The 12172-nt window shown below is 50.1% G+C and carries 10 protein-coding genes; 1 reads left to right on the top strand and 9 read right to left on the bottom strand.

Going from position 1 to position 12172, the window contains the following annotated elements:
• Positions 1 to 43: 43 nt before the first annotated feature.
• The 9 genes from MED297_RS13285 to MED297_RS13325 are packed head-to-tail and all read right to left on the bottom strand — an operon-like array spanning position 44 to position 11064.
• A complete protein-coding gene (locus tag MED297_RS13285) occupies positions 44 to 1237 on the bottom strand; it encodes a hypothetical protein (RefSeq protein WP_008045722.1) in 1194 nt (397 codons plus the stop codon).
• Positions 1237 to 2382: a hypothetical protein gene (locus MED297_RS21390; protein WP_008045724.1), complete on the bottom strand. Its 1146-nt coding sequence runs from the start codon at positions 2380 to 2382 to the stop codon at positions 1237 to 1239. Before MED297_RS21390 ends, MED297_RS13285 begins: the two co-directional genes overlap by 1 nt.
• Positions 2383 to 2438: 56 nt before the next feature.
• A complete protein-coding gene (locus MED297_RS22455) occupies positions 2439 to 3575 on the bottom strand; it encodes a hypothetical protein (protein WP_154650939.1) in 1137 nt (378 codons plus the stop codon).
• Between the two features lie 48 nt (positions 3576 to 3623).
• Positions 3624 to 6926 (bottom strand): toxin VasX, encoded by a 3303-nt coding sequence (locus MED297_RS13300; protein WP_040557232.1) that lies wholly within the window; start codon positions 6924 to 6926, stop codon positions 3624 to 3626.
• Complete coding sequence (locus MED297_RS13305) at positions 6923 to 7507, bottom strand: DUF4150 domain-containing protein (RefSeq protein ID WP_008045731.1); 585 nt, start codon at positions 7505 to 7507, stop codon at positions 6923 to 6925. Before MED297_RS13305 ends, MED297_RS13300 begins: the two co-directional genes overlap by 4 nt.
• Before the next feature lie 18 nt (positions 7508 to 7525).
• Entirely contained in the window at positions 7526 to 8491 is a 966-nt protein-coding gene (locus MED297_RS13310; protein ID WP_008045733.1) for a hypothetical protein, read from the bottom strand.
• Positions 8488 to 9534 carry a DUF2169 family type VI secretion system accessory protein gene (locus tag MED297_RS13315; protein WP_008045735.1) on the bottom strand — a complete coding sequence of 349 codons (1047 nt, stop codon included), beginning with the start codon at positions 9532 to 9534 and terminating at the stop codon, positions 8488 to 8490. Before MED297_RS13315 ends, MED297_RS13310 begins: the two co-directional genes overlap by 4 nt.
• Entirely contained in the window at positions 9524 to 10645 is a 1122-nt protein-coding gene (locus tag MED297_RS13320; protein WP_008045736.1) for a hypothetical protein, read from the bottom strand. Before MED297_RS13320 ends, MED297_RS13315 begins: the two co-directional genes overlap by 11 nt.
• A gap of 2 nt (positions 10646 to 10647) precedes the next feature.
• Positions 10648 to 11064: a hypothetical protein gene (locus MED297_RS13325; RefSeq protein WP_008045738.1), complete on the bottom strand. Its 417-nt coding sequence runs from the start codon at positions 11062 to 11064 to the stop codon at positions 10648 to 10650.
• 530 nt (positions 11065 to 11594) lie between these two features.
• Here MED297_RS13325 and MED297_RS13330 point away from each other — a divergent pair.
• Complete coding sequence (locus tag MED297_RS13330; protein ID WP_008045739.1) at positions 11595 to 12167, top strand: DUF2589 domain-containing protein; 573 nt, start codon at positions 11595 to 11597, stop codon at positions 12165 to 12167.
• The last annotated feature ends 5 nt before the right edge of the window (positions 12168 to 12172 follow it).

The following is a 12172-nucleotide window of genomic DNA, read 5'->3' on the forward strand; positions in this document are numbered from 1 at the left end:
CGGATCGTTTCGGTATCGTGGTTTTTAGAGGGAACTCTGTAAGTTACCCCAATTGATACCAATGCTTACCATCCCCGGCGGGTTGCCATTTTTGCTTTTTCGCCAGCTCGGGTTTCAGGTAGGGGTACTCAGCCGCGCTGTCTACAGACTCTCGCACAAGCGCCATGTAATCTCGATGATCCATATCCCGCCATAGTCGAGGAGGACGATTGTGTTGTTTGTCCCATTCACGAGTGGTTGGGTCTAAGTGTCGGTAAGGCTCCAGTTCGGGTACATCCGGTAATGGTCGTGAAACGTCCATAAAATGCTGAAAGAATTCCCAAAGCAGGCCCACGTACCAAGCCTGTTTATGCGGCGCGCCATAGACAAGACCTTCTTTGCTGTACTTGTGTGACAGATACAGCTTACACATGGCACGGTTGCCCCCATCCCACATCGTTGTAGTGCGTGCTTCGAGTTCTTCGAAAGGAATGTCTTTGGTGTGACCGTTTTTATCGAGTGAGCGAAGGACACCAAGGTCTCGACGTAGAGCGGAACCCGTCATGAAGGGTGGATCAAAGAAATGAGAAAGTCCGGATAGCTGTAGGAGTTTGAAAAAAGCATAGTAGATCGGCGTTAGGCCAAAAAAAACGAGATAGGCCTCGTCACTATAGAAATCTAGATAATATTTGAAAAAGTACTCTACCCCTCCTCCAATAAAAATAGCAGCTATTGAACCGCCAAATATGATAAATATGTATATTACTAGAGCTGTTAGTCCCGTTAGTACTCTAAATAACCAAAACCAAAATGAGGGTAAAAGAAGTACATTAGGAAATAGGAACTTTGCCGGTGAAAAACCGATGAGCTCGTCAGTATTGATAATCTGTTGGGTTTCAAGGCGACTATGAGGCGTCGTCAGTTCCTTATTGAGATGTTCATGAACCCCACCCAAGCTATCTAGAGCAAGATATTCATGGCAGTGACTTCCTTTTGGAATTGGTGTGCCTCCAACCGAGAGCACTGTATGGCGGGTACTGTGTGTTGCCGAACCAACGTTCGCCTGTCGACTGTGAGGGTTCCCGGTCAGGGTCTCGTAGCCGATAGCCGTGGATCGATAACTGACCTCCGGGAACTGTTTAATGCGTTCTTCCAGCGTTTTACCTTTGCGGCCGAGCATTTTTACCCGATCGAAAAAGGTTAAGTTCGGCTTAATAGCAGCTACTTTCCGGCTCTGGCAGAGCATTCTGTGTGCCATTATCCCAATTGATACCAGTGCTTACCTTGACCTGATGGTGCCCATTGTTGGGTTTCCGCAGTCTCTGGTTCCAAAAACGGATAGGCTTTCGCAGCGGTAATCGCCTCATCAACCATCTGTTTGTAGGTCTCCGAGTCCATATCCCGCCAGTAGCGGCTAGGTCGGTTGTGGGTTTTATCCCACTCCCGGGTGGTTGGGTCTAGGTGTCGATATGGCTCAAACTCCGGAACGTCAGGCAATGGCCGAGAGACGTCCATAAAGTGCTGATAAAACTCCCAAAGTAACGCTGGGTGCCAGCCGTCGACGCCGCCTTCCCCGACTAAAAGACCGACACCTGTAGGTCGATGCACCATCGAGAGTTTGCGTGTCTGACTGCCGCGACCGGTCGGAATCATGGTGTTGAAGCCTCCGAATTCTCGGAACGGAAGATCGGCCCACTCTTTGTTGTTATTGAATAATCGGATCATGCCGGTATCGCGCTTGATGGCACAGAACATCGGAGTCTTTTTTGGATCAAAGATTCGGTGAAAGTCCATCTTTTGAGCTTTGTCCAGAAGCTTGTCCAGTGGATACAGCGCAATGTAGCCCCAAATTGGCCACAGGAATTCATCTTCTAAAAAGAATAAAAGTCGTAGGGTAGGTATCACGCCATCTAAAAAGAAATTTAAGAGTAAGGTTCCACCAAGTATGATCGGCATGAAAATTACCAGACCTTTAATAGGTAAAATAAAAAGTATGGATAGCCAAAGTGACGGATAGAGCCCTATGTTAGGGATGATAAACGTACCGGGGAAGAAGCCATGCTCTGCCTCTTCATACCTTTCATTCACAAAGGTTCTTCGATTTGTTTTGTGCTTTGCTAAGTCTAGAAGGTGTGATTGTTTAACTTTTTGCACATCGAGCGCGAGGTACTCATGACAGGCTGTGTTGTTTTGAAGCCTCTGACCACCCAAACCTTTGTGTTTCTTGGAAACTTCGGCCGGCTTTAGCGGAGGGTGTGGCACCTCGACGTCAGGATGTTTTCGGTTTACCGGCAGTTGGTCATAACCCATCGCTGTATTTGAATAGCGAATGTCGGGAGTGATTGACACCCGATCTTCGAGTGAGAACCAGAGTTTGGAGGGAATAGATAACGACTCGGTCATGTGCCAGCCTTTTGCTGTGAAACGAGAGTGTTTTTTTAACGTCAACTGGTGCTAATTTAGCCCATCTGAAACCAGTGCTTACCTTGACCTGATGGTGCCCATTGTTGGGTTTCCGCAGTCTCTGGTTCCAAAAACGGATAGGCTTTCGCAGCAGTGATCGCCTCATCGACCATTTGCTTGTATGTCTCCGGGTCCATATCCCGCCAGTAGCGTTCAGGTCGGTTGTGTTGTTTATCCCACTCCCGGGTGGTTGGGTCCAGGTGTCGATATGGCTCAAACTCCGGAACGTCAGGCAATGGCCGAGAGACGTCCATGTAGTGCTGATAAAACTCCCAAAGTAACGCTGGATGCCAGCCGTCGACGCCGCCTTCCCCGACTAAAAGACCGGCACCTGTTGGTCGATGCACCATCGAGAGTTTGCGGGTCTGGCTGCCACGTCCAGTCGGGATCATGGTGTTGAAACCTTCAAACTCTTGGAAGGGCAGGTCGGCCCATTCTTTGTTGTTATTGAATAATCGGATCATACCGGTGTCGCGTTTGATGGCACAGAACATTGGTGTTTCCTTAGGATCGAATATTCGGTGCAAATCTCTTTTTTGTGCTAAATCCAGCAATTTATTTATGGGGATGATGGATAGGCAGCCCCAAAAAAACCAATCAGGCGTGTCTGATAGAAAAAGAATGTCTTTTATCGTTGTGCTAAGACCTACAGTGGTAATAATGTAAAAATAAGTAACCGGCATCACTATCGGTAGTAATAACAGTAGTCCTTTCACAGGCCAGCTGGTCAGCATTAGAATCCACAATGAGGGGTACATCGTAATATCCGGAATAATCTGAGTCCCTGGCATAGAACCATGCTCTTTTTCTTCATGCCTCTCACATAAAAAAACTTTTCTTAATACCTTTTTTTCAAGCGATTCTCGAAGATGAACGAGCTTGCTCATCTGTACATCTAAAGCTAAGTATTCATGACAGCGAGTACCTGGCTTCAATAACTGTCCGGATAGCCCTTTATGTTTCTTATTGACCTCGCTCGGTTTAAGCGGGGCTTCTCTAGATGTTTTATTTCCAAGAATAGGTTTTGTTGACAGGTTGTTATAACCAACAGCAGTGCTGGCATAACTAACAATTGGTGTAGCGTCTACTCGATCTTGAGTGGTGTACCACGCTTTAACTGGAATGTTAGTCAAGTGAACCTCGCAAGCATATTAACTTATTGAAAAAAAATACAAGTACAATCATTTTTCAACTTCTAACTCATGCCGGCCAACAACCCAACCGATATCGTCATTCCAGCTATCGTCGTTGTCACTGTTGTTAATGGGTAAACTTGTACCATTTGGCATGATGTGTCGAACAAACAACCGGAACTGGAAGTTGTGTATGATGTCTATCCATAAAAATGAAGATACATCGGGTAGGTTGAAATTATAACGGATTCGAAGTCCGGTGGGTTGCTCGTTGGATCCCAGCAATGTGATTTCTTTCAATTTTTGCTCTAGCTCTTCTTCGGTAAAGTCTTTGTCATGTCGATAACTGCCATACCTCCGATTGTTGGAAACATCCGCGTAACTTGCTGTAAGTCGCCATTCTAGTGAGCTTTTTTCGTTAACAAAGGCCGGGTGACTGATTTCGACGGTCACTTCATAAGTCTCTGAATGCACTTCGCGATGTGAAAAGCTTACCGACGGACAGAACAACAGGTCCTGCAGTTCGTTAAACACTTTTTCGGCACTATTTAGATCGTCGTGATCAAGTCGATTTTCTTTATCTTTTGCGAATGGACAGTGTTTTGCCCAGGCTTCAAATCGACTATCGGTTAACCAAGTTGCAATGAGGCCGGCGAGTACAGCAGCGCCCGCGAGTATCCATCCCCAAACCGGTATCCAAGCTGCTACCGGGACAATGGCATTGCTGGCAATAAAAAAACAAGCCAGAGAAGCTACACCTAAGAGTCCAGAAAGAGCCGTTGCGATTGCCGCATCATGATCATGTTTATGAGTTAAATCTATGGTGCTAATTGCACAGTCCACGGCGGCAATGGCAGCAACACCAAGACCCATAAATCGATACATGGGGAAGGATAATGGAATCCCTTTGATTGACACGGTCACGGTTCGACTAGCTAGCGCACCGATATGTCCACCTCTGGACGATAACATTAAAATTAAACGGTCAGAGCCTTTCCAGGCTTCGAGTGCTTCAAGTGTGGCGGCGGCAACAAAAGCGGTATGTTTTGCCAGTAAGTACTTTGCACTTCTATTGTGTCGACTTTCGTTTTGGAGGCCTTGAAGGGCTTGCCCAAAGCTAAAAACTTCAAGTATCAATAAGGCCGATGGGATGCTTCGATAAATATTTCGAAGCGCACTTTGACTTTTCGCTTTCTGATGCAGCCGATTCGCCATGTCTTCAGTCCAAGATGTCTCGGGTACAACGATCATGCGCACTTTGGACGTATATCGAGTAGCGGAACCATCAGTGTTAGAAACCTGTTCACGAAAAACATCGGTCCACCGCAGATCTGGTGTGTCGAGATTTGGACCGCGATAGGGTCGCAGATCGGTCAGTGTGTTGCTGCCAAGTCGATTTCCGGCTTCGTCGGTCACGTCAATCCAGCGCATACTGCCACTTTTGACTTCACTACGAGTTTGAGCTCTGGCTTGACGTCGCTGGAGGTTAGTTGTGTTCTCCAGACCGAAGAGCTGTTTTATGCGGTATTCACCCGGAGCGATGACACCGTCCATCGCTGCAGCTTCTTCCAAAATATGCACTTTGGATAGTACCGGTAAGCCGGTTGCTTTGCTGACTTTAGTAAACAAGTTGTCGATATCGATCGTCGAAGGACTGCTATTTTTCAGATCATAGTGTTTTTTGTAGTTGGAAAGAACTAAGAGGAACCGATCGACGACATCCGGGACACCGACGCTGGGTTTTTTCATCAGCCCAGCGACGGTTTCGGCGTTAGGGGCATGTGCGCTTAACAGCAGGTCGATCGAAGCTTGGTAATCGCCGACTCGCATCTCGGGGCTGTCGATTGAATCGGATTTTTCAGCGGTGAACACGTCTGGTGAAGTGACATCGATATCGCTGTCACTAGGGAATAGCCAAGTATGTGCCTTGTGGTCCTGACAGGCAAGCGCTTCGATTAAGTCGAGCCCATTGCTCTGTTCTTTTCTTTCCGCTTCAACGGTTTCCGGCAGATCATAACTGTAGTCCTGAACATTGGGATCAGTCAAAACCAAGCTTAATGCTTCACTGGTTTTTGCCCATAGCTGGCTGTAGGTTAGAGCTGGTAACCATGCATAGTCTTCCAAGCAGTCCCAGAACGTGAGCGCGTGGCTGCAAGACTCATATGGATTTTCCTCGTCCAATAGGTATTTGATGAGGCTCTTTTGTACATGCCTGAAGTTGTCACGATACTGCTTACGGACATCAACATGTAGCCAACGTTTAAGCGCATCCGAATCAATGTTTTCCTTGGCATCATTCAGATAATCGCGCGCGTCTGAATCGAGCTTTTCAAACGATTTCTCATCAAACAACATCGGGTAGATGATTTGTGCCATTTGCGTTGTCTGTGCAAAATCGTTATGAGTGGCCGAGGCATCGAGTCCAAACTGTGTCGCATTGATGGGTTCATAGTTTGAAGCGTCTTCGGCTAACGAATCTTTGCGCAAAGACTGCTGAAACTGCCCCTGAGGCGTTTGACCAGCACCATTCATATCGCTAATGATTTCTTCTATTTTAAGGTGCGTGGTGACCATGGCGGCATTGAGTAAGTCGACATATCCCACGGGGTCCTGAACGGTTAAGACACCATCGGTCATGTTGTTTTGGTCACACAGAGGGGCCCCCATGCGTTGTTGGCGCTGAGTATCGACGTCGCCGATGGGAGTATCTGGGTTTCGCAGAGTTAGCCATTGACCTACCTTAATATCGCTAGGGTTGCCTAATCCGTTTCGGTCAGAAAGTGCCTGATAGCCCTTACAAAATGAGTATCGTTGCGCGATGCGGCTGAGATTTTCGCCATCGCGTACCCAGTGTTTCAGTCGCGGATCCTCAGGGTTCATTCCACCCAGACTGCAAATGCGAGCCCAGGACCATTGTGTGTGTGAAAAGGCCACCTGTATTTGGGCAGCTTCACCTTCCATGATCGTAGGCAGGGTAATGTGGTCAACACTTAGACCAGTCGCGGGTCGATGATCAAGCGTCTGTTGTATCTGAAGGTCAATACCCCGGAGTTGCTGTGCCTGGTCGGTCACCTCGTATTCGTGCCATAAGTAGCCGTTGATAAAGATGTAAAGCCAACCTGGCGGCAGTGGAACATCCAGAGCTTGGCCTTCTTCAGCATCCGGTGCCTGTAATGCTACGCGGGTGGACGTCAGGGTAAGCTCTGCGGAACCCTCGACTTCGTCATCGGGTTTGGATTCATAGAGTCCGAGAGGTAGTAGAATCTTTCCTCCATCCTGGGCTGGTTCGCTGAGCATTTTGTAGTAGCGGCCTCGGCGGATCTGACGGATCGTATTGGTTATTATGGTCACGAGGCGCCTCCATCGGTTAGGGTTTGGCTATACGCGCTGTGCTCGTCTTCAGAGTCGGACAGAATTTCTAATGTCGTTCCGGGGGTTATTGGCCCTTCGGTATTCCACTCAAAACCATCTGGACCGTCTCGGGATTCCAGCTCATCAGAAGCCTTTGTACTTTTGGGGAGGGGCGGTAGGCCAATGTCTTGAATCAGAGGCATAGGCGGCGTGTTTTGATTATTAGAGACCATCATGTCCATCGCTCGGGCCGCTGGGACACCTTCAATAAAGACATTACTGCTACCCATGATGAATGAGGCTTCACCACCTTTGGTGCCAGACTTAACGCCTTTCTTGTTGCCCGGCTCATCGCCCCGGCTTTTACTGAATGTGCTGTCTTTGGTGCAGGCCGGCTGTCCGTTGATGAAGACAGTACTGGCGGTGTTGGCGGCGTCTTTGCTTTCTGCCACATTCGGATAGGGAATCGGTACGACGGAGTTACCTATTCGGGTCAGGCAGACATCAACGGTGTTCAGAATACCGCCACTGTCAGCATGGACGGCGGTACGGCCGTTTATCAGGACACTGTTTTTACTCATCTTCTCTCCTTGACTCGGTTACGAAGCCGTTCGGCTCCAGGTGAATCGCTCCATTCCTTCATGAGCGATACACACGGGTAGTAGATGGCCGTTCCAGTAATGATGAAACAGCATGGCAAGTGGCAGGGCGCAAACCCCTGGAGTACCGATTGTTGCGGCCAGTGCGATGTCATTCTGACTATCCGGGTCCGGCCAAACCCTATTGCCGTTCGGTTGAGCATTGTTCGCCTGCCGAAATCGATAAAGCTCAATTTCGGTCGCAGCGGAAACTGGAAGGCCATGGAGCAGCGGACGGGAATAGGCATCGTGAAGTGACTGCGTGATCGCCCTCAGCGCTTGTGGTGTTTTCTGTAAAGGATCGTCGCTGGCAGGTTCGGTTGCCTGAGCGACGAAATAAGCTGGTTGGTCTTTGTGTTCGAACATTATCGCTGTGATGAGATCGGTGCTGTAAATTCCCTCACTGCGAGCACTGCAGGCAAGTTGTGAGCGGTTCGCTTTCAATAATTGGTTGCCGCAACCAACGTGGGATGACAGCCAGAGCCAAGTGCCTCGTCGGTCTGCACAGTTGGCTTCCCATTGCTGGAGGGTTTCGGCCAATGTGACTGAGCGAATACAGTCGTTGGTTGAGAGCTTTAGTGCGCTCTGCAGGCTGCTGACTATTAGGTCCGGCCAGAACCCGGTCAGAACCAGATGCGTCTCTGGCGTAAGTTCCATGGCGACAAGTTTGGGGAGCAAATCCTGACACAGCAGGCTCAGTCTTGCATGATCATCCATCACGGCTGCGTCAACAGTCGGTGCGGCGAGTATCGGGTACTCACTGCCATCGGCTTCGGTTAACCAGTTATCCATTTCGGTAAAACCGCACAGCCCGGCTTGTGCGTTTGCCAGGCCAATGTCGATACGATCGGTTTGAGGGAGCACCGCGGCACCATCGGTGATATGCAAATGGGACAGTTGAGCATAATGAGTCTTCGAATCGCTCATGCTGAGACCTCGGTTGCGGTTTCGTATTTCAGATCGATGTTTTCGGCCGTTAATCTGAACTGCACGGATTGATCCGAGAGTGGGTTCCATTCGATGGCCGCGCGCCAAACCAATGCGATGGTGTTCTCATCGGTATCGATTAACAGGGTGTCGCAGATTGGTACGAGCCTCTGTATTGACGATCCTCGCTTGACCAACAGACGTATCTGATCGGTCAGATCTGGCAGTTCAAATTCCTGAACATGTTCATGAAAGCCATTAAGTCGAACCCTGGCACCGGCAGGGTAACTGTTGAGCTGTTGATCGCGGGGTGCGCAGTTAAACAATCTTTCCGATACGTTGGTGGGATAGGGGCATCGGCCTTCCAATGCCGCATCCGCATCGAGTGAACTAAATGCTTCGGCTCTGGGTGTCCAGAGCATACTAACGGCTCCGAATCCGGCAGGGTCGGGTCGATCGTTGATGCCTTTCAGAAACGGCGACGTCTCAAAACAGGGCATCTGGTACGAAGCGTTGTGTTTGGCGGCCGGGAAAAAACCACATCCAATCGGGTTGGCATCGTACTGTTTGGTTTTATCGTTTTGGCTGGTAAAGCGACCGCCAAAGGCATGTTCCCATGTCACCGGTGTGGCCTGAACCTGAGCGGGTTTGCCCGGAACCCAGCCAAAAAGCGTGCGCTGCCATTGTCGCGGACCGAACACGTCAATGGATTTCTGTATTTTGGGTTGCGTGTCGATGCTTATTGAGAGTGTTTGTTGTGTCGCGCCCTCAGTGGGAAAGACCGTTCCGGATAACAGCCATTCGAAACCCGATTTAAACGGAACCGTGTCCGCGACCGATTCCAGGCTGCCGGATTCTGGATCGTCGCCCCGATACGTGTCAGCCTGAACAATCGGGCAGTCATCAGCGGACAAAGGATAGAGTTTGCCTTGTTCATCCCAGCGGAACCCGATTTTAACGGTACAGGTGAGTTGTTGTGTTCTGTTCTGCCCCCAACCGGGTGTCACGTCTGCGGCCCAGGGGCTGAGATTATCAAGCTGCATGGCGATCCTGTGTCAGTAAGAGGTTGTCGTTGAGGTAACGTAGTTGCGTGTGCAGCCAATGAGTCGATAAGTCCGGCCACAGGCGTCCGGTGAGCTGACCGAGGTGTAGCCAACCGGTTTTTTGCCGAGTCGCCGACTGCGTCATCAGCCAGGCAGCAAATGCCGCGGGAGTTTTGTGTTGTCCGGCGGTGAGCGGTGAGGACGGCAGGGGGTAATCGGTTGGCAGTATGAAATGAAGCGGTGCGTTATCCGGTGCCCGGTGACTGTCTGCATCGGCCACAGCGGGTTGCTTTGGTAATGCCTGTCCGGTCCATTGTTCGAGTACCCAGGCCGAGTGGGCGTTAAAGTGCGGTATCGACAGTTTTTTTAAGAGTTCCGCTTGCATGGCCGGTGAGGGATCAAAGACCGCAGCCCAGAGATGTTCGGGTGATTGGTCGCAGTGTTGCAGAAAGACAGATCGACATGACTCCGTGGCCGGGAGTGCACTGAGCAGCCAATCGTCGTGACCCGCCGCATCGCTTTGCAGGTGTTGCAGCAGGTGGGTGGCGGCGGATTCTGGTGCTAACACCAGAGTGCGCTGAATGTTGTCACTCGCATTCAGTTGTTGCTCTGGTGTAACCAGGCGAACCGGCCAGGCGAGCTTGCTATGATCAGCGCAGTAACGCAGCGTGCTGTCATCCCACAACAAGCTATTAAGACATTCAGGCAGGCGAGGCAGTAGCCCGGATGCAATGACTTGATCGCGCTGGTTGTTCGACAAGTTCGTCGATGAGGCAAGTATCAGCGGTCGCAACGCTAACGGCGGATCTTCGTCTTGATCCAGCATGGCTTGTAAATCTTGCAGGGCCACCTGGTACGCATCGGTCGACTGACTTTGCAGGCAGGCAATCTGCGCGATGGTGCGTTGTTCAGGCTTTTCTGGCCACTGAGTCATCAGATAATCCTCTGCCGTTGATGACAGAATCTTCAGACTTGCAAACAGACGTCGCTCAAGGGTCAGTAACGGGCGTAAGGCGCCTCCCGTTGCCCAAAGTTGATCGCGTTTTTTAAAGAGTTGAGCCGCTTGCTTCAAATGACGATCAAGCTGAGAACTGTCCTTAGCACTCAACATGGTCAGTTTAACTCGACTCGGCCGCCTAACAGGCGATTGTTGCCGCTGGCTTGAGAGGTGATGTCCTCACCTTCCAGGGTGATATCACCATCGCTGCTGAGGCTCAGGGTCTGCTTGCCAACTTGCAGTTTCAGGTGATTTGGGCAGTTTAGCACCCAGCGCCCGTCAATCTGGCGAAGGGTTGGCTGTGGTTCATTACGTTGCTGGAAATGTTGTATGACAGCCAGGCGTCCATTGAGTGGCTGAACCATCACCGGGTCGCCAATGCTGAACTGATGTACAGACTGCATACAAGCTTCGATGGCGTATTCCGAGCCTTGCCAAAGAACATGAGTGACAAAGTTGTTGTCAACGGTTGCGACTTCAGCCAGTACAGGTTGATTCAGAGGAAATGCAGTTGATAAAGGTTGAGCAGCCATGAGGATTCCTTCTCGGCATTAACAAATGAGCGTGTTTCGGGACGCGTACTGAACGGGAGTGGGTTGGGCGGCACTGAATCGGTCCCTAAACTTCCTCTGTCCAGGACGGTTGGCGTGAAAGGTCCTGCTCGCACGCCATGCGGCGTACTGTAAAAGGTCGCGAGTCGGTTTTCCAATGAGATGTTCAAACTTGCGGCCTGGCTCTCAGAACTGAGGTCGAATCGTGTGAAAGTTGCTTGCGCAACGACCGGTCCACTTTCCAGACAATTGATGACAGGCATCTGAAGGCCTTCCGGTCTTGGACAGCAAACGATGCGAATAATGAGAGCCTGCACTGTTTAGACAAGTCTCACAGTTTGGAGGCGTAAATCTTTCCAATCCGCTGAACTCGGTAGATTATTCTGGAAATTGAATAACACTGAGTTCAGGGATGTTCCCTGACCTGCGCGTTATCACTCTTGTCGACGAGCCAGCATTCCGTTCAGCCAGATTGATGCAGATATCTTAACCTGTAAAAACTGGAGGTCTTTATGGCCATAGGCGACGAACTGTCGAGTATTGATTTTGAATCGATGATCGGCGGTCCTCTGAATGCGGTTGTCCGTGCACAGGCACAATCCGCACAAACGTCCGTTGATTTCATTAAATCAGTTGGATTTGAAGAAGACAGCAACACCCCCACCATGGTGACATTCAGCTACATGAAGCCGATCGAATCGAAAGACGAACAGGGCAATGTCACCGTGACCCCGACAAAATACGATCTGACCGTCCCCTTGCTGACGATGCTGCCGATACCCTTTATCCGGGTCGAGGAAACCACCATCGCATTTAACGCGAAGATTAACTCGGTGCAGGAATCGACAACATCCAGTTCCCACGATCTCAATACCTCCCTGTCGGCTAAGGGCGGCTGGGGACCGGTATCGGTGAAAGTCAGCGCGAGCTACAGTTATAAAAAATCGACCAGCTCGACGTCCAAGGTGGAAAAAACCTATTCCCTCGCGGTTAATGTGAAAGCCGTGCAGGATGAACTGCCGGCCGGAACTGAGAAGCTTCTGAGTATTCTGGAAAGCTCCATCGGCGAAGTACCTGCTGCCTGATCTGA

Source organism: Reinekea blandensis MED297 (assembly GCF_000153185.1).
Lineage (GTDB): Bacteria > Pseudomonadota > Gammaproteobacteria > Pseudomonadales > Natronospirillaceae > Reinekea > Reinekea blandensis.

Bases quoted from the DNA above. Each gene is read 5' to 3' on its own strand.
- MED297_RS13330 (WP_008045739.1), top strand. From the start codon at position 11,595: ATGGCCATAGGCGACGAACTGTCGAGTATTGATTTTGAATCGATGATC.
- MED297_RS13315 (WP_008045735.1), bottom strand. From the start codon at position 9,534: ATGCAGCTTGATAATCTCAGCCCCTGGGCCGCAGACGTGACACCCGGT.
- MED297_RS21390 (WP_008045724.1), bottom strand. From the start codon at position 2,382: ATGACCGAGTCGTTATCTATTCCCTCCAAACTCTGGTTCTCACTCGAA.
- MED297_RS13325 (WP_008045738.1), bottom strand. From the start codon at position 11,064: ATGGCTGCTCAACCTTTATCAACTGCATTTCCTCTGAATCAACCTGTA.
- MED297_RS13285 (WP_008045722.1), bottom strand. From the start codon at position 1,237: ATGGCACACAGAATGCTCTGCCAGAGCCGGAAAGTAGCTGCTATTAAG.
- MED297_RS13305 (WP_008045731.1), bottom strand. From the start codon at position 7,507: ATGAGTAAAAACAGTGTCCTGATAAACGGCCGTACCGCCGTCCATGCT.
- MED297_RS13310 (WP_008045733.1), bottom strand. From the start codon at position 8,491: ATGAGCGATTCGAAGACTCATTATGCTCAACTGTCCCATTTGCATATC.
- MED297_RS13320 (WP_008045736.1), bottom strand. From the start codon at position 10,645: ATGTTGAGTGCTAAGGACAGTTCTCAGCTTGATCGTCATTTGAAGCAA.